19 protein-coding genes, 1 tRNA gene and 1 other annotated feature are annotated in these 24,844 nt (G+C 34.1%); of the genes, 5 read left to right on the top strand and 15 right to left on the bottom strand.

From position 1 onward, the window contains the following. Positions 1–157: 157 nt before the first annotated feature. The 7 genes from tdc to IGJ37_RS01980 form a co-directional block, all read right to left on the bottom strand. Positions 158–2,020 (bottom strand): tyrosine decarboxylase, encoded by a 1,863-nt coding sequence (gene tdc / locus IGJ37_RS02010; protein ID WP_002355450.1) that lies wholly within the window; start codon positions 2,018–2,020, stop codon positions 158–160. Positions 2,021–2,318: 298 nt separating this feature from the next. Next, positions 2,319–3,575: a tyrosine--tRNA ligase gene (gene tyrS / locus IGJ37_RS02005; RefSeq protein ID WP_002355444.1), complete on the bottom strand. Its 1,257-nt coding sequence runs from the start codon at positions 3,573–3,575 to the stop codon at positions 2,319–2,321. A 191-nt stretch (positions 3,576–3,766) separates the two neighbouring features. Further along, positions 3,767–3,981: a binding site (T-box leader), on the bottom strand. A 291-nt stretch (positions 3,982–4,272) separates the two neighbouring features. After that, entirely contained in the window at positions 4,273–5,718 is a 1,446-nt protein-coding gene (gene cls, locus IGJ37_RS02000) for a cardiolipin synthase (protein WP_002361214.1), read from the bottom strand. Positions 5,719–5,883: 165 nt separating this feature from the next. Further along, positions 5,884–6,366: a VOC family protein gene (locus IGJ37_RS01995; RefSeq protein ID WP_002355441.1), complete on the bottom strand. Its 483-nt coding sequence runs from the start codon at positions 6,364–6,366 to the stop codon at positions 5,884–5,886. A 22-nt stretch (positions 6,367–6,388) separates the two neighbouring features. Next, positions 6,389–7,264 (bottom strand): aldo/keto reductase, encoded by an 876-nt coding sequence (locus IGJ37_RS01990; RefSeq protein ID WP_002392650.1) that lies wholly within the window; start codon positions 7,262–7,264, stop codon positions 6,389–6,391. 427 nt (positions 7,265–7,691) lie between these two features. Further along, a complete protein-coding gene (locus IGJ37_RS01985) occupies positions 7,692–8,300 on the bottom strand; it encodes a response regulator transcription factor (RefSeq protein ID WP_002361211.1) in 609 nt (202 codons plus the stop codon). Further along, entirely contained in the window at positions 8,281–8,946 is a 666-nt protein-coding gene (locus tag IGJ37_RS01980) for a sensor histidine kinase (protein WP_325814940.1), read from the bottom strand. Before IGJ37_RS01980 ends, IGJ37_RS01985 begins: the two co-directional genes overlap by 20 nt. Before the next feature lie 1,676 nt (positions 8,947–10,622). Here IGJ37_RS01980 and IGJ37_RS01975 point away from each other — a divergent pair. Beyond that, positions 10,623–10,751, top strand: coding sequence for a hypothetical protein (locus IGJ37_RS01975; protein WP_002361208.1), 129 nt, complete (start codon positions 10,623–10,625; stop codon positions 10,749–10,751). 1,145 nt (positions 10,752–11,896) lie between these two features. Here IGJ37_RS01975 and IGJ37_RS01970 read toward each other — a convergent pair. The 7 genes from IGJ37_RS01970 to IGJ37_RS01940 all read right to left on the bottom strand — a co-directional run bounded on the left by IGJ37_RS01970 (position 11,897) and on the right by IGJ37_RS01940 (position 19,094). Continuing rightward, the gene (locus IGJ37_RS01970) at positions 11,897–12,562 is read right to left on the bottom strand and encodes an ABC transporter ATP-binding protein (protein WP_002361207.1); all 666 of its coding nucleotides are present in this window, start codon (positions 12,560–12,562) and stop codon (positions 11,897–11,899) included. Positions 12,563–12,586: 24 nt separating this feature from the next. Continuing rightward, positions 12,587–14,494 carry an FtsX-like permease family protein gene (locus IGJ37_RS01965; RefSeq protein WP_325814938.1) on the bottom strand — a complete coding sequence of 636 codons (1,908 nt, stop codon included), beginning with the start codon at positions 14,492–14,494 and terminating at the stop codon, positions 12,587–12,589. A 790-nt stretch (positions 14,495–15,284) separates the two neighbouring features. Continuing rightward, complete coding sequence (locus IGJ37_RS01960) at positions 15,285–15,446, bottom strand: hypothetical protein (protein ID WP_002366123.1); 162 nt, start codon at positions 15,444–15,446, stop codon at positions 15,285–15,287. 728 nt (positions 15,447–16,174) lie between these two features. Then, positions 16,175–16,248, bottom strand: a tRNA-Lys gene (locus IGJ37_RS01955). A gap of 81 nt (positions 16,249–16,329) precedes the next feature. Then, on the bottom strand, positions 16,330–16,467 hold the full coding sequence (locus IGJ37_RS01950) for a hypothetical protein (RefSeq protein ID WP_002355364.1): 138 nt from the start codon (positions 16,465–16,467) through the stop codon (positions 16,330–16,332). 6 nt (positions 16,468–16,473) lie between these two features. Beyond that, positions 16,474–18,624, bottom strand: a complete 2,151-nt coding sequence (feoB, locus tag IGJ37_RS01945) for a ferrous iron transport protein B (RefSeq protein ID WP_002355363.1) — start codon at positions 18,622–18,624, stop codon at positions 16,474–16,476. Beyond that, a complete protein-coding gene (locus IGJ37_RS01940; RefSeq protein ID WP_002355361.1) occupies positions 18,621–19,094 on the bottom strand; it encodes a ferrous iron transport protein A in 474 nt (157 codons plus the stop codon). The genes feoB and IGJ37_RS01940 overlap by 4 nt, the downstream gene beginning before the upstream one ends. Positions 19,095–19,607: 513 nt before the next feature. On the opposite strand from IGJ37_RS01940, the gene IGJ37_RS01935 reads away from it, so the two are divergent. From IGJ37_RS01935 to nrdF, 4 genes are all read left to right on the top strand, one after another. Further along, complete coding sequence (locus IGJ37_RS01935) at positions 19,608–19,832, top strand: redoxin NrdH (protein ID WP_002355360.1); 225 nt, start codon at positions 19,608–19,610, stop codon at positions 19,830–19,832. 1 nt (position 19,833) lies between these two features. Further along, positions 19,834–20,211 (top strand): class Ib ribonucleoside-diphosphate reductase assembly flavoprotein NrdI, encoded by a 378-nt coding sequence (gene nrdI / locus IGJ37_RS01930; RefSeq protein WP_002355359.1) that lies wholly within the window; start codon positions 19,834–19,836, stop codon positions 20,209–20,211. Then, positions 20,192–22,351: a class 1b ribonucleoside-diphosphate reductase subunit alpha gene (gene nrdE, locus IGJ37_RS01925; RefSeq protein WP_002355358.1), complete on the top strand. Its 2,160-nt coding sequence runs from the start codon at positions 20,192–20,194 to the stop codon at positions 22,349–22,351. The genes nrdI and nrdE overlap by 20 nt, the downstream gene beginning before the upstream one ends. Before the next feature lie 200 nt (positions 22,352–22,551). Continuing rightward, complete coding sequence (nrdF, locus tag IGJ37_RS01920) at positions 22,552–23,517, top strand: class 1b ribonucleoside-diphosphate reductase subunit beta (protein WP_002355357.1); 966 nt, start codon at positions 22,552–22,554, stop codon at positions 23,515–23,517. Between the two features lie 39 nt (positions 23,518–23,556). Here the strand turns inward: nrdF and IGJ37_RS01915 are convergent, their stop codons facing one another. Further along, complete coding sequence (locus tag IGJ37_RS01915) at positions 23,557–24,843, bottom strand: TPM domain-containing protein (protein ID WP_002381196.1); 1,287 nt, start codon at positions 24,841–24,843, stop codon at positions 23,557–23,559. Between the last annotated feature and the right edge of the window lies 1 nt (position 24,844).

Genomic DNA, 24,844 nt, shown 5'->3' with positions numbered 1-24,844 from the left:
TGTTATACGCTGAGTAAAACAGTCATTCGACTGCCTCTTACCCAGACAAAGAATTGGTTAAGAGGTTAGCCGTCTGGTTGATTTATCTCTTAAATAAATCAACCAGACGAACGTTCCCTCGTTCGGTTACCATTTCTTTTTTCCGTTTAAGATTCAATTATTTTACGTCGTAAATTTGTTCTAATTTTTCTTGTAAAGCAGCTTGAATCTTAGGAGCGTAAACATCAAATTCTTCTTTATCGTTCATGTATGGAGTCATTACAGCAGCACGTAACACAGTTACTTTACCTGCACGGTTCCATTCTTCGTCACTAAATCCTAAGCTGTTTACAAATTTTAATGGGCTGTTGCCATAATCTGGAATAGCAAAGTCAGTATGTGAAGTAATGAATTCGTTGTTGTAAATATTTCCTTTAACGTATGATGCATAGTCATATACATCATGGTTTAATTTGTTCATTGCTACTAAATCATCGTTGCCTTTTTCTTTAAACACATAGTCAACCATGTTGAAGTCTGGATGAGTTAATGTGTGGACTTCGATTTCTTTGTCGCCAACTTTGAATGTTAAATCATTCAAGAAGTTATAGAAATGATGTGAGCCTTCAATTGAAGCACCAATTAATTTACCATAACCTGCAACGTTTAAAGGTAAAACGTGATGTGCAGCCCATACAGAAGCAGCTGTTGCACCAGCTTTTGAACCTTCAAGGATATAAGCACCTAGTAACGCAGGAATATCGGCACCTTTTTCAAATACGTAAGTTGCGAAGTAAGAAATAACGTCGCGCATACGGATATCTTGGATAACGATACCACCAGCTGAATAAGGGATATAACCCATTTTATGAGGGTCAATTGTTACTGATTCTGCTAATTCGATTGCTTTATATGCATCATACACTTCTCTTGAAATGTGTTCTTTTTTCTCTTTGAAGACACCGTATTCTTCGTGAACATCTTGTAAATCTTCGTAAGGGATGAAGTTGTTGTCTTCGTCTAAGAAGATGGCACGTCCATAACCACCATAAGCAGCATCAACGTGTACATAATAGTAAATACCGTCTTTCATTAATTCATCGCGTAAAGCAATAATTTTATCGATTGAGTCAACGGCACCTTCTTCAGTAGAACCAACTACACCGACAACACCTAGCACTGGAATTTGTTCTTCTGCTAAGCCACGAACGATTTTTTCTAATTCGTTGATATCCATACGGTAGTTATGGTCAACTGGTACTGGGATAACTTGATCTAAACCGATACCGATAATATCAGCAGCTTTTAACCAAGAATAGTGTTTAGTTTGTGGGACTAACCATTTACCGATTGCTTGTAAATGTTTACCTGAACGAGCTGAATGAGCTTTGATTTCATCAATTTCATCTTCAGCTGATTCTAATAAGTCCATAATTTCTTTTGTTGGCATGTTCAATAGTTCCCAATCTGATTTGCCAGCAACTAATTCTGGTTTTACTTCTTTCATAGCAAATGGTAATGATTTAATGTTACGGGCATACCATAAGCCTTCTAAGTTAGCTAAAGAACCATCAGCAACGATGTGTCCCCAACCATTTTTGTAGCTCATTAAGTGAGCAAATTCATGTCCTACTTCTTCTTCCATTTGAGAAGTTGCTGGAGAAGATTCATAGGCAACGTTGTTCCCGTTCCATAGCATTGCAAAGTTGTAAGCTAATAGAGAAGGCATTAATGTTTCTGAGTTCATATGTCCCCAATATCTACCTGCTGTATGCCATGGAACTGAATGTGTACGCATGCGAGAAGAGATTTCATTCAATACATCTTTCATATGGTTGACAGTTTTTTCGTAGCTTTCAGATGTGCGTTCTTGAGAAGAGATAACTGGCATGTCTTGTGGCATGTAGTTTTGACGCCATCCTAAATGTTCATCTACTAAGTCGATCAACAAGTCTTTATATAATTGTCCGTTTTCGGCTTTGTCCCCAATGAATAGTGCATTAAGGTTCATTTCGCCTTTTGCTAATTTTTCGTTTTTCATACGAAAATTCCTCCTTACAAATTTTAATGAATTAGATTTTGCATTCACAACTTACACCCAAACGGCTAAAGTGTAAAGAAGAAAAATAACAATGGTTATCATAGCTCTTTAATTTTATAATTTTTTCACAAGGTGTCTTGTCAGAACCATTATATAAAAAAATAAGAGTGGGATTGTGTGTACAATCCCACTCTTATTAGGTGTATTAACGGTTTCACCACTACCTGTAAGGAGAAATAGAATTTTAACTTTGATCAAATAATCACACGTCTTCTCTTCGTGAAATTATTATCAATTTCTAATCCATTACTTTTGCTAAAAAGTAATTTTTCTTCCCTTTCCGTACAACAACGAATTTTCCATCGAAATGTTGTGTTGGATCGACTGCAAAATCTAAATCGGTAACTCGGTCACCGTTAATACTTATAGCTCCTCCGCTCACATCTTCGCGAGCTTGACGTTTTGATGGTTCGATTTCTGTGTCAACTAACCAATCTACGATGTTTTTAGCATCTTTGGTAATTTCAACAGTTGGCACATGTTCTAACCCTTGCTCGATTTCCTCAATCGTTAAGTCTTTAATATTGCCTGAGAAAAGAGCTTCTGAAATTTTTTGCGCTTCTTCTAATGCTGCATCATCGTGAACAAATCGTGTCACTTCTTCAGCTAAGCGTCTTTGTGCTTCACGTTTACCTGGTTCTTTTTCAACTTTTTCAGCTAACGCATCGATTTCTTCTTTATCTAAGAAAGTAAAGAATTTCAAGTATTTGATGACATCACGATCATCTTGGTTTAACCAGAATTGGTAGAATTCAAATGGTGAGGTTTTCTTAGGATCTAACCAGATAGCGCCACCCGCTGTTTTCCCAAATTTTGTACCATCTGCTTTTAGCATTAAAGGAATGGTTAACCCGAATACTTTGGCTTCTGGTCCTTCTTTTTTACGAATCAAATCTAATCCTGCAGTGATATTGCCCCATTGATCAGCGCCACCAATTTGCAATTGAATATTATGTTTTTTATGCAATGTGTAAAAGTCAATTGATTGAAGAATTTGGTATGTGAATTCTGTAAAGGAAATGCCACTTTCTAAACGACTAGCGACAATGTCTTTTGCCAACATCGTGTTGACATTAAAGTTTTTCCCGTAATCTCTTAAAAAATCTAATAAAGATAGTTCTGATAACCAATCGTAGTTGTTCACCATTGTTACCTCAGCATCTTTACCAAATAATTTTTTCATTTGGTTTGAAAGACTGTCCACATTATGTTGCACAGCTTCCATCGTTTGTAAAACACGTTCAGTTGTTCGTCCACTTGGGTCACCAATTGTTCCAGTTCCGCCACCAATTAAAATGTATGGGTGATGACCTGCTAATTGGAATCGTTTCATCATCATAAAAGGAATTAAATGTCCAATATGCATGCTATCTCCAGTTGGATCGACACCGCAATATAGCGAAATGCTCGTATTTTCTGTAAGTTCTCTTAGTCCTTCTTCGTTTGTTTGTTGATTGATTGCATCACGCCATGCTAGCTCGTCAATGATATTCATGTTATCACCCTCCATATTTATAATTATCTCTTTATAGGAAATCGTTCATTTAAAGAAATAAACGATTAACACACTTGTTTTTACACGATATCCCGTGTTTATTTCTATGTATACACGGGTTCACGAAATTTTCTTTGGTCTGCCACGTATTCAAAAAAAGAATACAAAAAATCCCTAAGCCGTCGAAACGACTTAGGGACGAATTTCTCGTGGTACCACCCAAATTTATACATAGTTTAGTTTATTTAAAATACTATATACCTCTTAACAAATAACGCTGTTACCCGTGCCCTGTAGGCAGAAGCTCAAGAATGTAATTCGATAAATAACGTGTACTAGTTTCCAGCGCCACTAGCTTTCTGTAACAGTGGTTATTTCTCTACTGCTTTTCTGTCATTGCTTTGTATTTAACTTGTACATGTAGCATATTCCTTTTCGTTTTTTTTGTCAACACTCTTTGCTTAATTTTTTTTACTTTTATAAAAGATGTCCCTTTTTCACAAAAATAAAATAACAAATTAAAAATAATATTTATTTGTTTTAACAGCAACTACAGATAAAAAAATAACGAATAAAATTAAAAAATATTCTTTAAAATTTTTTTGACTTTTTTTGTGATTTTCTATACTTTTATAAAATTCCCGAAGAAAAATGACGAACTTCGGATCAGAAGTTCGTCATTTTGTGAAAAACAGTTTTAAAGAATTGGTGAAAATAATCGTGAAATTTGTTGTTTAAAAATCAACCATTTTGACATGTCGCGAACAACTTCTGGAGTCATTGTTGTACATTTTTTTCGATCTTCTAAGAAAATTGCTTCTAATTGATCAATGATTTTTTTATCATATAACACAGCATTTGCTTCAAAGTTTAATTTGTAACTTCGGATATCTTGATTGGCTGAACCAACTGTGCAGACTTCATCATCCATAATCATTGTTTTCGCATGTAAGAAACCACCGTTATAAATTAAAATTTCAATATTTTCTTTCATCAATAAGCGGCCGTAATACTGTGTTGCTCGATAAATAAACGGATGGTCGGGCTTATCTGGAATCATAATTTTAACATCTACTCCTGAAGCCGCAGCAACCTTTAAAGCAGCCAAGACACTATCATCAGGAACTAAATACGGCGTTTGAATCCAGACTCTTTTCTTGGCAGAAGTAATCAATTTAATAAAGGCCAATTTAATTTGTTCACGGTCACTGTTAGGACCACTGGCAATCATCTGAATGGATGTATTTGCCTCTGGCACCAATGCTTCAAGTTTAAAGAAATAATCCAATTGATACGCCACACGATTTTTCTCGGGGGAAGAGACGTTCCAATCCATTAAAAAACGCATTTGCAGTAATGAGGCTGCTGGCCCTTGAATCCGTAAATGTGTATCCCGCCAATAGCCAAACTTTTTAGTCGTTCCGGCATATTGATCGGCAACATTAAAGCCGCCAATGTAGCCTACTTTTCCGTCAATAACAACAATTTTCCGGTGATCATGATAATTCAAACGAAACTTCAAAAGTGCTTTTTGAGAAGTAATAAACGTTTGGACAAAACCGCCGTTTTTTTTCAATTCATTCAAATGATGAACCTTGGTGCCCTTTGAGCCAAAGGCATCGTAAAGCAACCGCACTTCAACCCCTTCAGCCGCCTTTTCTTCTAATAAGTTCAAAATTTTGGTGCCGATATGATCCGTTACAAAGGCATAATATTCAATATGAATGGAGTGCTGAGCTTTTTTTATATCCGCCATCAACGCATTGAATTTTTCCGTACCATCCGTAAAAATTTCAACATCATTTTTCTTAGTCAGAGGCATCCTATTTAACGAGGAAAAAAAGTCTGTAAACTGTTGTTGCTCCTCCGTCGGCATCTTTTGACTATAAAGTTCAAAACTTTCTTCTTGGAAATTCTGGAAATTCTCTAATTCCCGTAAATCACTTTGTTGCAAATAAAATTTCTTTTTGTCGGTTAAACCGCGACCAAAGAATAAATATAAGAAAAAACCAAAAACGGGTAGAGCAATCAGTACGAGTAGCCATGCCCAAATTGCTGCTACATCTCGAGGTTTTAACAAAATGGTAATTCCCGCAATAATTGCATTAATAAAATAAATAACTGTTAAGACGCTAAGAATCAATTGTCTTCCTCCTTTATTTGTTACGTTTTAGTATACCATCAATTACGGATTTGGAATATCTTTTCTTTAGCGACTTCTGTCTCAAAAAATAAAAAGAGCCCCCATTCTAGTTAGTGATACTAGAATGAGGGGGTCTTTTTGATGTTTGTTTGAAAGTCTTTTAACTTAATTTCGTGTAAATGGACCTTTAGGAGCAATCAATTCTAAATTTGTACCATCTGGATCGGTAAAGTAAGCAACCCCTGTACCAAAACCGCTCTTCAAGCCATCTTCTTCTTGGAATGTAATCGGCTCTCCATCAGGTTCTACGCCAATCGCTCTTAAACGTGCAACAGCTGCATCAATATCTTCCACTTCGAAACACATATGCATTGCACTAATTTGTTCGTTGGAATAAGAAGCTTTTTCTGATTTTGGTTTAACATATTCTAATAAATCAATATTGATGTTTTCTAGATGCACATTGGCATACTTGATTAATGTATCATCTAACCCTTGTGTTTGGGCCATCCGTTTTCCACCAATTTCATCACGATTTGCGATTTTTGTTCCTGTTAATGCTTCATAAAACTTCACTGATTCATCCAAATTACTGACTGTAATCCCCACGTGGTTGACTACTGAAAAACCTTTAACTGCTTCACTCATTGTATCTCCTCCTAGTTAATTTTTAGAAATCAAACGTGTCTGGATCTGGTCCCACACGTAACGATTCATTCAATTGGTTGATTTGTGCCATTTCTTCTGCACTTAGTTCAAAATCAAAGACCGCTGCATTGCTAATCATCCGTTCTTTGTGGACAGATTTCACGGCTAATAAGATATCTTGTTGAATATCCCAACGTAAAATCACTTGGGCTGCTGATTTATTATGGTTCTCAGCAATCGCCAAAATGGTTTCATTAGATAATAATTGGCCTTGCATCAATGGTGACCAAGCTTGGACTTTGATATCATGTTTTTCACAGAAATTACGCACTTCTTTTTGATCCAATTTTGGATGTAGTTCCACTTGGTTAATTACCGGAACAACTTTTGCATAAGAAAGTAAATCTTCTAAATGATGAACTTGGAAGTTGCTGACACCAATTGCTTTCACTTTTCCTTCGGCGTATAAAGTTTCTAAAGCTTGCCATGATTCTTTGTAAGAATTATTTCCTGGCCAATGAATTAAATACAAATCTAAATAATCTAAACCTAAACGTTCCAAACTATCATTGAAAGCTTGAATTGTTTCATCATAGGAAATATGCGCGTTCCAAACTTTCGAGGTAACAAATAAGTCCTCACGGTTCAAACCAGTTGCCGCTAAGCCTGCTTTAATTCCCGCTCCTGTGCCAGATTCATTGCCATAGATTTGCGCTGTATCGATTAAACGATAACCATTGATAATCCCTTCTTCGACCACTTTTGCTGTCTCTTCATCTGGTATTTGGAATACCCCGAGACCCATTCCTGGAATTTTAGTGCCGTTGTTTAATGTTACTGTATCTGCTAGTGATGTAATCATTTGATTCGCTCCTTTAACGTTTTCTGATATCATCATATACCGTGCCGTACATGCTGTATAGTACGTACTTTTTCGTTTCATAGGAACCAAAAAGTGCGCTTTTTGGTAAATTCGCTTTTTTAGCCTGAAAAATTTTTAACTTTTTTTATTACCTGAACTGCCAGAAACAAAACATACTAGTTTTTTATTAGTTTTTCAGGTATCAGCAATAAAGTTACTAACTGATTTTGGTAGCTTCAATGAAGTTCCATTGATTAATTTTTCATATAGCTAAAATCTAGCCTTACTCCGAGGAACTTGCCATAGGCTTCTTTTAATGTCCAAAAAAAGAAGTTACTACATTAGTACAATTTAAAGTTGTAATTCTCTGAATATCTACTTCTAACAGATAATCTGAAATTACAATAATAAATTTGTTATAAGAATACAACACACTAAATTCTGTTTATTCCAACAAAATTTATTATTGAAGGCGTACATTTATAATACCCAGTTCAATTGCTTTAACAACTGAAGCAATTGCAGAATTTGTTTCTAACTTTTCATTGATGGAATAAACATAGTTACGAAGAGTTCGGTCAGTAATATTCATTTTGGAAGCTATTGCTGATTGTTTTACTCCTTGCGATAAAATTCTTAATACTTCTTTTTCTCGAGGAGTAATTAGGTTGTGCTTTAAATCATGTCTACTTGTTTGAGGAAATATTTTTTTGTCTTCATAGCTTATTTTTTTCAAATTCTCAATCAAAGAGTCAACCGCTATATGTTTGTCTAAAAAGCCATTAGCTCCGATACCAATTGCTTTATCTCTATACTCTGCTAAATCAAATCCAGATAAAAAAACTAATTTTGTTTTTGTTTTTCTCAACACTTCTTCTCCCAATTCCAAGCCATTGAACATACCCATGTGAATATCCATCAAAATTATCGATGGTCGATATGTTTCAATCATTTCAAAAACCGTGATTGGATCTGAAATATATCTAAACTCTTTAACATCTGCATAGTTTTTTAAAGTCATCTCGAGACTTTTCCCAATCAATTTATGGTCATCAACTAGTAATATTTTCATATTGCTCTCCCTTCATACAAGGAATAGTGACCCAAACTTTCGTACCGCTGTTTGGACCTGGTAAAGACAACATCTTAAATGAACCATTCAGCCAATTAATGTCATTTTTTATCGAAAGTAGGCCGATGTGATCATTCGTCTGAATTAACGATTTTTCAAACTCTAAAATATTGTCAACCCCTACTCCATCGTCTTCTACTATCAACTGAATCTCAGCGTTGTCTATTTCAACTGTTACTTTTCCTATTTCAGCATCTGCGTGTTTTCCAATATTTTCATTTAACTCTTTCACGATCCGATATAGTGGAGCAATAACATGCTGTGGTATTATTTCCTCAATACTATAATCCAATATAAACTCTGTCTTCGGATATTTTTTATTAAAATCATCAATTAATATTTGTAAGTTTTCTTTAAAAGTAAGATGGTAAAGCGTTGATGGATACGTGTTAAAGATTTCAGAACGTATGGAACTAACTAATTTTGAAAACTCCTCATTAATTAAATCCGTAACCATGACATCTCCTGACAAATTTGATATTAAAGTATGGAGTCCAATAACAGGCTGGAGTATGTTATCGTGAAGATAATTAGCGTAATTTTTCTTCTCAATCTCCATACTATTAAATAGCTTGATTCTTAACAATTGACAGACCTCTATTGGATCTTTCACATAACTTTTGCTATTTAAGTGAAGTAATCTTACGGTAATTATCAAGGTTCCATGTTGTTCTACAGTTTTATGTATAGATTTCAAATCAATATCATTGTCATTGTTTTCAAAGAAAATCCAAACTGTATATCCAGAGATTATTATGGGTATACAGGTATATTCTTTTTTTCGAAACTTAATTTTTTGTTTTTGTTTTTTTAGTGAATGAATCTCTTTTTTTAGTGAATTAAAAACTGTTTCACCTTTTTGACATAGTAAATAACACCCTTCTTTTGATTCAACAAATACAGCTAGTCTTTAGCTCGCAGTTAATTCTTCTAATTTATCGAGCAATAATTCAGATACATTATTGAGAAATTGCGAGTATGTAACTTGATCTAGTACTTCTAACTTTTCGTTATTTAAATTCCTAAAATTATTTTTTAATTGTTTTACTTTATTTGAACGTATTGCATTTATTGATAGATGAGTCAAATAACATACTAGGGCGAAAAGAATAGTCAAAATGAAACTTTTCCAGAGAACAATACCAATTACTTCTAGAATTAAGAAGAAAAATGCACTATATACTAAGATACAAAACGCTAACAGAAATTTTTCAGATAATATAATCTCTCTTTCCTTAACGAGAATATAAACTACACCAGTTGGTAAAATAGTAACTAGTATGGTAGTTTTATCCCAATCATAAAAAGATAACTCTGGGAAAAGCAGGCATATAAAATAAAATAAGATAAGTAGTACAAAAGAAAGTAGTAATGAAGTAATCAAAACTTTATATTTTAGTGCACTAAAAAAAATTTCTTTTCTTTAATAATTGTTAAAGAATTGACAGTAATTGACGAAATCATTAACAAGATCAAAGTAGGTCCTACATAAAAATCAAGTAACAGAGCCAAATAGCTGTATAGTGAAACACAACATAGAAGAATACGATTTTTATTAAGTTTTTTCTTATCATCTATATGTATAAAGGAATACAAAAACAGATAAAGGGTTAATGGATGGCAACATAAAAGAAATAGTCCTACTAGCTTTAGAACCCATATATCCGAGTAAACCAATAACACTGTCCAACCCAAATAGAAAGTTAATGAAAAAAAAGATAATGAATATAGTTTTTGGGGGAGCTTTATATAGACAAAACTTCCTAAAAAAATGATATATATACTGCATAGTAAACTTAGGAAGCTCATTTCTTTTTCCATAAATGCTGAGTAAATAACAATATATGATATGGTAACCAACCATTTCAAACCAATTCCAACTTTCTTTCGCTTATCCACCAAGTACTTTCTCCTCGTAATATATATTTTGATAGAATGCTTATCCCTTCATTCTATCTTATGGGCTATCCCCCAATTTTTTTAATAAAAATAACGGTTTTTACTTAGATACTGTGTAACATTCCTGAATAACAAGTCTTAGAAAAAACTTACGAGAAGATGTTAGCTCTCCATGTAGCTAGTCTGCGATAAAAAGTTTGCCTAGATCATTGGTATAGCCTCCAACAAATTAGCCGAGTCCACCTCTAGTAGAGATTAGGCGGCTATCCTAATGAGAGAAACTCAATGAATTCGAGCAAAGCTGTCGTTAAGCAACGCAATTTCGAGGTATCTTACAGTACCTATGCAAATTCCGAGTAAATAATGATAAGATCCTTTCACAGCAAACTTTTTGTCGGTTTAGATGTTAGTTCCGAGAAATTAGATGTTCGCTTTATGACAGACAATCCAACATTACCTGTGCCAAAAGAAGTATCATTTGAAAATAATTAAATTGGCGAAATCCCGAAGAAATTGCGAAAGATATTTTGACCCATTCATAGTTCTTATCGTTTAGGATAGGTTTATCAGGACTCGTAGACCTTGGCTTAAGTGTTTTTTAGCAAAAAAATACAAAGTCTAGATAAACTAATTAGGTATTTGTACAAAACCATTGATGATTTAGTCGTTATATTCCCTGAATATCAATATTTAACCAGCATTCCATGAAGCAATCCTTTTTATATCGCTGATTTACTCCCTGAAATTGATTCTTTAACCGTTTTTCCGATAAAACCAAGTTAGCGAAACATGCTGGTTTTCATTAATGATTAAATCAATTAAGTAACTCTTAATACGGAAACAAACCTATAGTCAAACAAGGCAAGCGTTATCTCCACTATTATTTAGTTAAGTCTAACTAAATCCATGGAGAGATATGAGCCTAAACGCAATATGTATTATAAGAAAAAATACTAGAAAATAATCGGATATAACATATTTTTTAAGTACTTAATATACTGACAAATCTTCCCACATTAAAAAACGCTTACATTAAATTATAATAACGCTTTCTATTCAACTAAGATAATTATTCTTACTTGAAGTATAAATCAGACAGAACTTATAAAAAAATCATCACTCTAATATCTAAGTGATAAAAAGTAATGAAGATTAAAAAATGACCGGGATTTCACTAACATTCTGCGAACTAAATCATAAAACAGGAATACATAGTACATTAAGTTCTACTATATTCTATTTCTAATTCATCTGAGCAATTCAATCTAAGTCTTATTTATACTATACATATTAACACACACTGCCGCTCATTACTAATTAATTTAATACTAATTAGTTGACAAATAATCTTTTTTAGTTTCATGTCTAAAGAATAGATAAAACTTTGACAAGACTATTCGTCTATTATTTTTCTATAACTTCATTTTTTTTATTTAAAAAGACAATATTAAAAGGGCCAAGAAGAACACTCCTAAGCCCTCGCAAAAATTCAAATCTCTAGCAACAAGTTACTGAACCTTTATTTGGTGTAATAACTTCTTCAATACTGTCCAAATCTTCGAAATCAAAATCATGTAAAAACATTTTTTATTCCTACTTCCTTCTTTTTTTGATATCCCATAAAAAATTAAAATATCCTAAGTTATGATTTGTCCTTCTTCTAATTTAAAAACTTGATCACAGAATCGCTCTACAGATTCATCATGTGTTACAATAATAAAAACCTTGTTTTCCATAAATGGAAGCGTTCGAATCAATTTCAAGAATGCATCTGTATTTTTTTTATCTAAATTACCTGTAGGTTCATCAGCCAAAATAATTTTAGGTTCCATTAGTAAACAACGGGCAATTGCCGTACGTTGTTGCTCACCACCAGAAATTTCATTTATATATTTTTCTTCAATCTTCTTAATTCCTAACCAATTGACTAGCTGTTCATAATTATCTGAATGATTTTCAATCTTTTCACCTTTTAAACGAAGCGAGAAAAGAATGTTTTCTTTTACATTTAGAAAGGGAATCAAATTAAAATCTTGGAAAATGAATCCAATATCATTAGTACGTAATTCAGCTAATTGATTACTATTAAATTCTGTGATGTTCTTATCCCCTATTTTCACTTCCCCTTTAGTGGGATGAATTAACCCACCAATAATGTTCAGCAAAGTAGATTTACCTGAGCCAGACGGTCCCACTAAAGCATAAATATTACCTTTCTCCAAAGTAATTGTTATACCATTTAGAACTTGCTGAGAGTGTCCATTTATTCCGTATTCCTTTTCGACAGACTTTAGTTCAATCATATTTTCACCTTCCTATTCAGATTCTTACTTCCTATTTTTTTCTTTTAAAATAACTCTAGAAATTAAAATAATCCCCAAGACAAGTATCAAATAGATAACAACTAATATTGAACATACTTGCAAGTAAGGAATATTAATGACAGGTTTGAATACAATAACTTCTTCCATCATCTTAATCCCACCTTCAGCAAATGTAAGCCCGAAAAGCCAACCTAAAACAACACCTAAAATATAGATAATAGACATTTCTATTAACATACTGATTAGCAAAGCTTTTCTTTTCATCCCCATAATTAACAATCCTTTGTATATTCTTTGTCTAGAACTAATTGAAAGAATAAACATATTTAATATGTTTGCTCCACTGAAAAAGATCAGCGCATAAATAAATGCTTCAATCATTTCAGTTTGTTTAATTGCTTGATTTTTGTATTTATCTTTTAGATCACCAATATTCATTAAGTTATAATTTTTAATAGATAAATACTTTGTGAATTCTTTTATTTCTTCATCACTCAGCCGATTCAAATAGATTGTGTTGTAAATTCCTTTAACATCCTTTCCAAATAAATACTCTGTTAAAGCAGATTTGGATGTAAACACTTGTTGTAGATCCAACGGCTGATAAAAATCTTTCGGACTAATTTTTATAGATTTGTCTTTATCAAAGGAATAATCTATGACTTGATTACGTTTGATCTTTGATTTTTCAGCTAACTGTGACGGAAATAATACATTCAAACTATCATTATTTAAATCAAAATCTTTAATATTAAACTCTTTTTCCATTTCTAACACTTGAATATTTTTGAAGTTAGAAGAAACGCCTGTCAAAATCAAAGTGTTTTCATTATTTTCTTTTTCAATTTCCATACTTAAAGCAATCTCAAAAGTTGCATGTGGATATAAGTTCTGCAAATAAGCCTTAACTTTTTCTTCTTTGACCTCAGATAATTCATTCATCACAAGTATATGTTCAAATCTATAGGTCTCATCTACCTTTTGTACAACAGCTTCCTTGACAGAATGAAAAAAGGTTAACATTCCTACTAGAAGCATAACTGAAAAGGCCAATGTAGATATTAATGAGCTGATTCTTTTAATATTCCAGCAATTTTCTTCCACAGCAACGAACAAAGAAAGTCGGTTAAAACGGAGCGACAAAAAACGAAGAGACACCAAGGTCCCTGCTATTAACGGATCAAAAATCAAGATTAAACCTGTAAATAGTAAAATTATTTTCATAGTTGTGTATCCACTAACAATTGAAACAATCAAAAGGATAATACCTAAAGCTAACTTAATTCTAAATAAAAATTTTTCTTTAATAGTAGATTGAGAATTAAACGTGCTGCCTTCTTTCTGTTTACTTTCTACTTCGATATTCATACTTTTTAGATTTTTTGAACCGCACCATATAAAAAATAAAATTGCAGAAACAATAACTAGTAGATAAATATAAATTGGAATATGTTCGACCTTCATGTCTTGATAATTAGACAAAAATACTCTTGAAAACACTATGCCTGTGAAAAGTCCAATAACGGCTGTAACAGAACTTAGCAGAAAGCTTTCAATACTTAAAATCTGCTGAATTTTTTTGTATTTCATACCTAACTTATATAGCAGTTGGAATTCTTTCTTTCTCCCTTGAATAACAATCGAGTATGTATTATAAATAATAAATAAAGAAAAACCTACAAGAACTCCCGTCCCTAATTGTAAAAATAATTTCATATTTTTAAAGTCTTTTTTTAATAAATAGTCTGCTAACTCATTTTCAATTCTGTAGTTTATTGTATAAATAACTCCTAAAGAAAATGTCAATAGCAGCATTGTTACAAAAAATATCAATATGATGAAAAGAAACTTACTACTATTTTTTTTAAAATTTTCTCGAATATATATCCACATATTTCTCACATCCTTCATAATGTCTTCAAAAAGATTTTAATGCTTTCTTAAAAGAAAGAAGTACTTGTATTAGACTTATAAATGCCATTACATAGACGAAAATGCTTAGTACTGTTGAACTAAATCCAAATACGTTTAGATAATTCAATGTTATACGTATAATAGAAAAAATCCCTGCAATACCAATAACATATGAAAGAATAAAATAAAGAAACAATCCAATCATTTTTTTGTTTTGAAATTTTTTTAAAATTGAGGTCTCTTTTTTTATTACTCCTGCAAGAAGCAACAATAACTGCCATCTTGTCCCTTCACTACCATATATGATTGTAAAAATATGGTATCCATCACTCGTTGATAGCGGTAATAAACTACTAAAAAGATACCCTATATTAAGAAGAGCTATATAACCAAACCACCAATTATTTGTAATGATAAATAAGCATAATGAGAAAAACATCAGTATACAGTAGTCACATTTAAAGTTGAAAAATTTATCTGGCTTATGTAAGAATCCATTAGTTGAACTGGAAATTTAATAATAATTGGAAATCCAATTAACATTACAGCTATCAACAATAAATTTAAATAATATATGCCTTTAGTCACTCTCTCAATTCTTTTTTGAATAGCAAATAAAGGAATTTCAAATAGTTTCCGACTATTCAACTCAAACACGATATTACTTTGACTATTTGTATTTGGGTATGTGCACAAATTATGCTTACTTAATATGGTTCTCATTTTTTCGTAGCTAATCGTACTATTTTCATGTAAAAATTCTTTTACTTCTTCAATTTTTTCTTTCTTAAGCAAAGCAATATGTACAACCGAAATTACATATTCTAGCAGACATAAATGTCAACACAACAGTCCCTCTACCTGGAACTTTATCTACAGCTACATCCGAACTATTTTCCTTTTTAAATTGCTCTTGATCACTGTTTATTAAATACACCTGATTCTGCATGCTTTTCCTCCTTATATATTAGTACTCGCTTCATAAAATCATTTTAAATTTACAAATAATGAAATGCCATGTATATAGTTTAAAGGAACAGGAATGTAAATTAAATAAGTAAAAGCGGAAAATTGTTATGACTCCATAGACAAATTTTTAGTAATGTTTACACTTTAAATGTTATAAAATAAAATAACAGGTAATATGAAATGCCTACAACTTTTTTAAATTATTTTGTCTAGAGATACACCTGTTCATAAAATAGCAAGGAGAAAACAAAGCGTTGCTTAACTCACACATTCTTTCACTAAAGTTGGAGTCCAACCCAGTTTCCAAAAAGCTTATTATTCCCTATCGCTTTTCTTAGCGAGCGTGAACAACATATTTGTAATAGTTATCGTAATCTCAACAGAAAAACGACCTATCAAATAGGTAGATATGCAACAAAAACTGTTGTTTCTCTCAGCCTATTATTTAATATCAACCATTCAGCATGCAGGGATTCTCGCTGCTTCATACAAAAAATACAACAATCGTACCTGAACCACCTGCATAGCCGGTGGTTTTCAATACATACAAAAAAATCCAGAGGATTTTCTCCTCTGGACTCGACAGGATTCTACAATTTCTCTTTACCAACATTATTTGACAAAGCGCAAAAAAAGAGAACGCGTACTCCGTCTTCGAAACGTCCTAAGACGCCGACAGAATACCGTTCTCGTGGGTTTGGCACCCAATGGGGGCATAGGGATTCGAACCCTAGACCCTCTGATTAAGAGTCAGATGCTCTAACCAACTGAGCTATGCCCCCGTTGTATAAAATAGCTTTTCAGCTACCTCAATATTGTAGCACTCCGCTATTATTTATACAAGAGGGAATTTTTTTCAGTTGTTATTCTTGTGAAGATTGTTCTTTTTTTACAGGACAAGCTGTTTGACAATCTTCACAACTTTCCCCTTTTTTGATTCGTCGATAGGTGATGATTCCTGCTGTTCCAAAAATTAAAATGGATAAAATAATTGTTGCCATCCGTTATTACCCTCTTTCTAAAGAAGTGATTGCTTGGACACTTTCTTTGCCTGGCTTTGGTTTTCTTATAAGGAAATAAAATCCAGCTAAAACAACACCCATCGCTAAAAAAGTCCCCAGAGTTAGTGTGCCTTTTTCGACTAACACATGGCCCAATTGATAAATCACAAAACTAACCATATAAGCCAAACCGCATTGATAACCAATGGCTCCTAATGTCCATTTGAGGTCTCCCATTTCACGACGAATTGCGCCAATTGCAGCAAAACAAGGTGCACATAATAAGTTAAAAGTTAAGAACGAATAGGCCGCGACTGGCGTAAAGGTGTGTTGCAGTGCGCCCCAGACTTCTACCCCGTTTTCAGAAACATCTTTCACATTGCCAAATAAAATGCCTAAGGTACCAATAATATTTTCTTTCGCTATCAATCCTGTAATTGTGGCAACTGCCCCTTGCCAATTCCCCCAGCCTAATGGGATAAATAGCACCGCCAACCCTTTACCTAGAAATGCTAGAATACTTTGACTTTCTGGAACGGGTTGAAACGTCACAGAATAATGGGACATGAACCAAATGAGAATACTGGAAACAAAAATAATCGTACCTGCTTTTTTTACAAATGAGCGACATCGTTCATAGGCATGTCGAACCACACTTCTAAGCTGTGGCAAATGATAGGCGGGAAGTTCCATAATAAATGGTGCTGGATCTCCCGAAAAATGCTTGGTCTTTTTTAAAGCAATCCCTGATAACACAATGGAAGCAACCCCTAAGAAATAAGCAGAGGGCGAGACCCAACTTTGGTTAGGAAAAAATGCACCTGCAATCAGAGCGATAATTGGCAGCTTCGCCGAACACGGCATAAAAGTCGTGACCATAATAGTCATTCGCCGATCGCGTTCGTTTTCAATCGTTCGACTAGCCATCACGCCTGGGACCCCACAACCTGTCGCAATTAACATTGGAATAAACGACTTACCAGATAGGCCGAATTTCCGAAACAAGCGATCCATGACAAAGGCAATCCGGGCCATATAGCCACAATCTTCTAAAAAACCTAAACATAAAAACAGGACGGCCAGTTGTGGTAAAAAGCCTAACACAGCCCCAACACCTGCAATGATCCCATCTAAAATTAAACTTTGCATCCATGGCGCTACTTGCCATTGCGCCAACCAATTTCCCACAAATTGAGGAACCCATTCCCCAAAAAAGACATCATTTAACCAGTCTGTCCCCATTGTACCAACCGTTTGAATAGATAAGTAATAGACCAACCACATCACAAACGCAAAGATTGGCAACGCCAACCACCGATTGGTTACCACTCGGTCAATCTTATCACTGTGAGTAAATGTCATTTCTGTTTTTTTCGTCGCACACAAAGCAATTAATCGAGCAATAAAGGCATAGCGTTCATTAATGATAATCGCTTCACTTTCATCTTGAAAGATTTTTTCAGTAATTTGAATGACTTCTTCAATTTCTTTTTCTTGAAAAGAACTCAATAATAATTGCTCTTTGGTTCGAACATCTCGTTCAAAAAGTTTTAAACTATACCAACGCTGTTGCGTTTCAGGAACAGTATTCCCTAAAATATCAACAATTTCAGCAAGTGCTGCTTCTAAGCGATTATCATAAGAAGGATAAATAACCTCTGTCTCTATGGCATTCGCTCGCTGCTTACTTTGTTTTAAAGCATGATCCAACCCACGATTCTTCAAAGCACTAATCTCAACGACAGGCACGCCTAAGCCATAACTTAACTTTTCACTATTCAATGTTTGGCCGTTTTTTTCCAACAAATCCATCATATTTAACGCACAAACAACCGGTAATCCAGTTTCAATTAATTGTGTTGTTAAATAAAGATTCCGTTCCAAATTGGTCACATCGAGAATATTCAAAATCACTGAAGGTTGGTCCTCCAAAAGATAATCTCGTGCCACAATTTCTTCAGGCGTATAAGGAGAAAGAGAGTAAATCCCTGGCAAATCTTGAATAATGAGTGTCTTATCTTTCTTTGCCACCCCCTCTTTGCGTTCCACAGTCACCCCTGGCCAGTTTCCAACATATTGGTTGGCTCCTGTTAACATATTGAACGTTGTCGTTTTACCGCTATTAGGGTTACCAGCTAGTGCAATTTGCTGAGTCATTCGCTTTCCTCCTTTTCAACCAAGATTAGTTCCGCTTCACTTTTTCGTAACGTTAGTTCGTAACCACGTACATTGATTTCAATTGGATCAGCTAAAGGAGCTACTTTGCGAATAAAAATTACTGTTCCTTTTGTTAAGCCCATGTCCATCAACCGACGTTTCACCGCTCCTTGTCCGTGGATCCCTACTATTGTAGCGCGTTCTCCAACTTTCAAGGTATCTAAGGAGACCCAAACTTTCTCATTCGCCGAGCGCTCCTCCACATGAATCGCTTGTAAAATCGTATCTGTCAGCGCAATTCGACTATTATGTAATAAAACAATACCATTTTGATTCTGATAATTGACAAGGACAACTGCTTGGCCTGCAACGACGCCTAAATTGTTCAGATGTTTCTTTGTCTGAACATCTGCTTGGACGCTTTCGACTGTATAGACTTTCCCAACTTCTGCCTGCGCTAACGTAATCATTTACTTTCCTCCATGTGAAAAAGTTTCAAACGAAAATGAGAATCGTTCTCAATTAAAAGAATACGCTTGCTTACACGGAAAGTCAATGAATTTCTGGATGTATCTCCTGTTTTCTTCTATTTCCCTTCTATATAGAGACACTTTTTTCAGGTTACCATTTTTGAAAAAAAGTCAGCTCTTGTTTTTTATGTTACTAGCTACTATAAAATTCCACTCATTCAATAACAAATCCGCTTATTTTCTCTTCTTGTGCCTAACTCAAATGTCAACACAATATTTAGTGTTTTTTCACTAAATGTTCTCTTTCAAAATTTTAATTTTTTTGTTTGTCAAACACTGACCAATGTGTTTTTTCTCCCAAAAACGAGGATTCACGTGTTTTCATTTTTCTTTCAAAAACACAAAAACTAGTATTATGAGAAAAACGAACCACAATATATAGTGTTAAAGTGTTGACTTTTTTCTACATAGATTTATACTAGTCTATGTAGAAAAAAAGAGGAGGAACTTTCAATGAACGTAAAAATCTTTTCAAAAAATAACTGTATCCAATGTAAAATGGCGAAACGTTTCCTAAGTGAAAATAACATCGCTTTTGAAGAAATCAATATCGACGCACAACCAGATGCTATCGACTGGTTAAAAGAACAAGGGTTCCAAAGCGTACCGGTAATCACATCTGAAGCAACAACCGTTGTTGGCTTCCGTCCAGACCAATTAAAACAATTGGCTAGCTAAGATGAAACTTGTTTATTTTTCAGTCACCGGTCAAACAAGGCGCTTTATTAAAAAATTGGATTTGCCTGCTTATGAACTTGAGCCAGCGAATCCTTTTTTTGAAATAAATGAGCCTTTTATTCTTGTCATTCCTACCTATGATGCAGAAATTACAGAGGTAGTGAATGACTTTCTTGATTATAAAAGTAATCAAGAACTGTTAGTTGGTGTAGCTGGTGGGGGCAACCGTAATTTTGCTGAATTATTTGTCTATACCGCCAAAGATATTGCCCGCGATTACCACGTTCCGCTTCTATACTCCTTTGAGTTTAGCGGAACAGACGAAGACGTGGAGACCTTTAAGAAAGTAGTGGAAGAAATTGAGTCTAAAAGAAATTAAAGATGTCAGCTATTTCAAACTGAATAACGAGATTAACCGTCCTGTTGATGGTCAAATCCCTTTAAATAAAGATAAAGAAGCACTCGCAGCCTTCTTTAAAGAAAATGTAGAACCGAATACACGTAAATTCAGCTCTGCTGAAGAAAAAATCAACTTTTTAATGAAAGAAGATTTTATTGAAACTGAATTCATCGAAAAATATTCAATGGACTTTATTGAAAAATTATATGCTTTCTTAGATGAACAACATTTCCAATTCAAGTCTTTCATGGCGGCTTATAAATTTTATTCTCAATACGCTTTAAAGAACAACGCCGGAACAGAGTATTTAGAAACATATGAAGATCGGGTTGCCTTTAATGCCTTGTATTTTGCGGATGGCGATGAAGAGTTGGCTTTAACATTGGCGGATGAAATGATCCATCAACGGTATCAACCAGCCACACCTTCTTTCTTAAACGCTGGGCGTAAACGCCGAGGTGAATTGGTTTCTTGTTTCTTAGTTCAAGTAACAGATGATATGAACAGCATTGGGCGTTCAATTAATTCTGCCCTTCAATTATCACGAATCGGCGGCGGCGTAGGAATTACTCTTTCCAACTTACGTGAAGCGGGCGCACCAATCAAAGGTTATGATGGCGCAGCAAGTGGTGTTGTCCCTGTTATGAAATTATTTGAAGATAGCTTTAGCTACTCTAACCAACTAGGTCAACGTCAAGGTGCTGGTGTGGTTTATCTAAATGTCTTCCATCCAGATATTGAAATGTTCTTATCTGCTAAAAAAGAAAACGCTGATGAAAAAATCCGTGTAAAAACGTTGTCTCTTGGTGTTATTGTTCCAGATAAATTTTACGAATTAACACGTAACAACGAAGATATGTATTTATTTAGTCCTTATAGTGTGGAACGTGAATATGGTGTGCCTTATTCCTATGTAGATATCACCAAAGAATATGATAACCTAGTGGCCAATCCAAACATACGTAAACGTAAAATTAAAGCCCGTGACTTAGAAAATGAAATTTCTAAATTACAACAAGAATCTGGCTATCCTTATATCATCAATATTGATACAGCTAACAAAAACAATCCGATTGATGGCAAGATTATCATGAGTAACTTATGTTCTGAAATTCTTCAAGTTCAAACGCCTTCTGTTATTAATGGGAAACAAGAATATGAAGTTTTAGGAACAGATATTAGTTGTAACTTAGGTTCAACTAACATTGTTAATTTAATGGAAAGTCCTGACTTTGGAAAATCTGTCCGCGCTATGACGCGTGCGTTAACTTTTGTAACAGATGCTTCTGAAATTGATGTCGTGCCAACTATCCAAAATGGAAATCGTTTAAGCCATACAATCGGACTAGGCGCAATGGGCTTACACACCTTCTTCGCTAAAAATCATATGGAATATGGCTCTGAAGAATCATTAGACTTTACAGACATTTATTTCATGTTATTAAATTACTGGACTTTAATGGAAAGTAACCAAATTGCGAAAGAACGTAACCAAGTCTTCCATAATTTTGAAAAATCAGATTATGCTTCTGGTGCTTACTTCGATAAATATATTGAAGGCAACTTTACACCAAAATTTGATAAAGTGAAAGAAATTTTCAAAGACATTCAGATTCCAACGGCTGAAGATTGGGCTGCGTTACGCGATGCTGTGAAAAAAGATGGTCTTTATCATCAAAATCGTTTAGCCGTAGCGCCAAATGGTTCAATTTCATATATTAATGATACTAGTGCCAGCATTCATCCAATTACTCGTATGATTGAAGAACGTCAAGAGAAGAAAATTGGTAAGATTTACTATCCAGCGCCTTATTTAGCTAATGATACAATCCCTTACTATACTTCTGCTTACGACATGGATATGCGCAAAGTGATTGATGTCTACGCAACAGCGCAACAACACGTTGATCAAGGAATGAGTTTAACCTTGTTTATGCGTTCAGAAATCCCTGAAGGCTTGTATGAATGGAAAGAAACACCAAAACAAACAACCCGTGACTTAAACATTTTACGTCATTATGCGTTCAACAAAGGGATTAAATCAATTTACTATATTCGTACATTTACAGATGATGCTGAAGAAATTGGCAGCAATCAATGTGAGTCTTGCGTGATTTAATGAAAAGCACTTAAATAAGGCGTTCTGCTTGAGCGTCTTATTTTTTAGGAATGTTCTCTTTTTAAACAGGACATTTTCAGATATACTGGACAAAGAAGAACGGCTGCACGCTCCTATTTGGACTCTGTAGAACGTTTTAAGCGAAGAAACGAGACAACTAGTCAAACAGACTGCTGTCCCAGCATACAGGAGGAATAACCATGGCAACGTATTATGAAGCAATTAACTGGAACGCCATTGAAGACGTCATTGATAAATCCACTTGGGAAAAATTAACCGAACAATTTTGGTTAGATACACGGATTCCGTTATCCAATGACTTAGATGATTGGCGGACTCTTTCCGATTTAGAAAAAACTACTGTCGGCTACGTTTTCGGCGGTTTAACTTTATTAGATACTGTTCAATCAGAAAGCGGCATGGATCAACTGAGAAATGATGTGCGGACGCCCCATGAAGAAGCCGTCTTAAATAACATCCAATTCATGGAATCTGTCCATGCCAAAAGTTATTCTTCTATCTTCAGTACATTAAATACAAAAAAAGAGATTGATGATATTTTTGAGTGGACAAATACCAACAAACATCTGCAATATAAAGCAGAACGGATTAACGAAATTTATAAAAACGGCACTCCGTTAGAGAAAAAAATTGCTAGTGTATTTTTAGAAACGTTTTTATTCTATTCTGGGTTTTACACTCCTCTTTACTATTTAGGCAACAATAAACTAGCGAACGTCGCTGAAATTATTAAATTGATTATCCGTGATGAATCAGTGCACGGCACGTATATTGGCTATAAATTCCAATTAGGATTTAATGAATTACCAGAAGATGAGCAAGATAAACTAAAAGACTGGATGTATAATTTACTTTACGAATTGTACGAAAACGAAGAACGTTATACAGAAGAATTATATGATGACTTAGGTTGGACCGAAGAAGTAAAAACCTTTTTACGTTACAACGCCAACAAAGCTTTAATGAACTTAGGTATGGATCCCTTATTTGCGGATACAGCTAATGATGTGAATCCGATTGTAATGAATGGTATTTCGACAGGAACTAGCAACCATGACTTCTTCTCCCAAGTAGGAAATGGCTATTTACTAGGAACAGTTGAAGCCATGAAAGATGATGACTATCTTTACGGTTTAGATAAATAGCAAAAAGCTAGAAACGATTAACGTTTCTAGCTTTTTATTTTACCAACTTCCTGAGGCACCGCCACCGCCGAATGAGCCGCCACCGAATGAACCACCACTGCTGCTACCAGAACTACTATGATTAGACGGATTGTATTGTGAGTTTAAATAAGCATACGTCAAAACACTACCATCATAACTATATAAAGTATCTCCTACTAATAAACGCCCAAAAGATTGTTTTTTTGCATTTGGATATATACTTAGTAAAGAACCACGCTTAGTGGCACGTCTTATTTTCCCTTTTGTGGCAAATAACGTTGCTCCATTAAGATATAAACAATAAAAAGAAGTCTTTTTCATCTTATTTAATACTTTCTTTGTCTGTTCTGAGTTATTTAGGACAGCCTTTGTTGGTAAACAATTCAAATAATCTTGATACATTTTTTTAACAAGTTTTCTTGTTCTTAAAATTTGTAAAATATAAACAGCACAAATGAGCATCCCAGCAATACTTGCCATTAAAAGAACATTTCTTTTCGTTGTGTTAGTGTTTAACTCTGTTTGTATATTTGTTAATTCATTATCCACTTGTGCGGTTTTTGAATTGATTGCAGCCGATACTTGATCAATAATTTTATTGAGACCTGTATTATAATCCTCGTCTCTAAAAGCCTCTTTTACTTCTTCATTATTAATAATATCATCCGCATAGCTATCCGTTAAAATACTCTCTAAGCCATATCCAACTTCCAAGCGAGACTCGCGATCCTCAATTGCCATTAGAAAAACCACACCATTATTTTTTTCACGATCCCCTACACCTAATTGATTAGCAATCTTATTGCTGTAAGATTCAACAGATTCCCCACTAGGTAACGCAGGAACGGTAATAAGCATAAATTGTGCGCCATTCGCATTTTCCAACAATTGTTGATTCAATTGAAACATTTTCTGTTTAAGTTGATTTGAGACAATACCTGCATTATCTGAAACATAGATATTAGCATCATTAATGTTCAACTGCCCATTCGTTCCAGTAATTGTCACTAATTCATTTTCACCAGTTATTTCTTGTTTAGAAAAGTTATTTATTGTTGTCTGGGTTGACGCTTCAGTCATTTTCCCTGCTAAGATATCGTCTCTCTTTTTTTGTAAGGCATGTTGCTTCTCTCTCAGTGCAGTTTGTTTTGCTTCATAGGAGATTCCCTTTCCTTCATACCAAGCAGCCATTCCTAATATTAAAATCATACTTAAACTAATTACCACAACAATCGTTGTATTCCGCTGATGCTTTTTATAAAACAAACGAACTTTTTCTTGAATTTTTTCGACTTTTTTATCCAAC

This window comes from Enterococcus sp. AZ104 (assembly GCF_050546705.1).
GTDB classification, from domain to species: Bacteria; Bacillota; Bacilli; order Lactobacillales; family Enterococcaceae; genus Enterococcus; species Enterococcus faecalis.
Note: the sequence above shows the minus strand (reverse complement) of the source record. Positions and strands in the feature narration are given on the sequence as shown.

Coding starts and splice junctions, on each gene's coding strand:
- IGJ37_RS01935 (WP_002355360.1), top strand. CDS start 19,608: ATGAACGTAAAAATCTTTTCAAAAAATAACTGTATCCAATGTAAAATG.
- tyrS (WP_002355444.1), bottom strand. CDS start 3,575: ATGAATATCATTGACGAGCTAGCATGGCGTGATGCAATCAATCAACAA.
- IGJ37_RS01940 (WP_002355361.1), bottom strand. CDS start 19,094: ATGATTACGTTAGCGCAGGCAGAAGTTGGGAAAGTCTATACAGTCGAA.
- IGJ37_RS01975 (WP_002361208.1), top strand. CDS start 10,623: ATGATAAGATCCTTTCACAGCAAACTTTTTGTCGGTTTAGATGTTAGT.
- IGJ37_RS01960 (WP_002366123.1), bottom strand. CDS start 15,446: ATGCAGAATCAGGTGTATTTAATAAACAGTGATCAAGAGCAATTTAAA.
- IGJ37_RS01985 (WP_002361211.1), bottom strand. CDS start 8,300: ATGAAAATATTACTAGTTGATGACCATAAATTGATTGGGAAAAGTCTC.
- feoB (WP_002355363.1), bottom strand. CDS start 18,624: ATGACTCAGCAAATTGCACTAGCTGGTAACCCTAATAGCGGTAAAACG.
- IGJ37_RS01965 (WP_325814938.1), bottom strand. CDS start 14,494: ATGAAGGATGTGAGAAATATGTGGATATATATTCGAGAAAATTTTAAA.
- IGJ37_RS01970 (WP_002361207.1), bottom strand. CDS start 12,562: ATGATTGAACTAAAGTCTGTCGAAAAGGAATACGGAATAAATGGACAC.
- nrdF (WP_002355357.1), top strand. CDS start 22,552: ATGGCAACGTATTATGAAGCAATTAACTGGAACGCCATTGAAGACGTC.
- IGJ37_RS01995 (WP_002355441.1), bottom strand. CDS start 6,366: ATGAGTGAAGCAGTTAAAGGTTTTTCAGTAGTCAACCACGTGGGGATT.
- tdc (WP_002355450.1), bottom strand. CDS start 2,020: ATGAAAAACGAAAAATTAGCAAAAGGCGAAATGAACCTTAATGCACTA.
- IGJ37_RS01950 (WP_002355364.1), bottom strand. CDS start 16,467: ATGGCAACAATTATTTTATCCATTTTAATTTTTGGAACAGCAGGAATC.
- nrdI (WP_002355359.1), top strand. CDS start 19,834: ATGAAACTTGTTTATTTTTCAGTCACCGGTCAAACAAGGCGCTTTATT.
- IGJ37_RS01990 (WP_002392650.1), bottom strand. CDS start 7,264: ATGATGATATCAGAAAACGTTAAAGGAGCGAATCAAATGATTACATCA.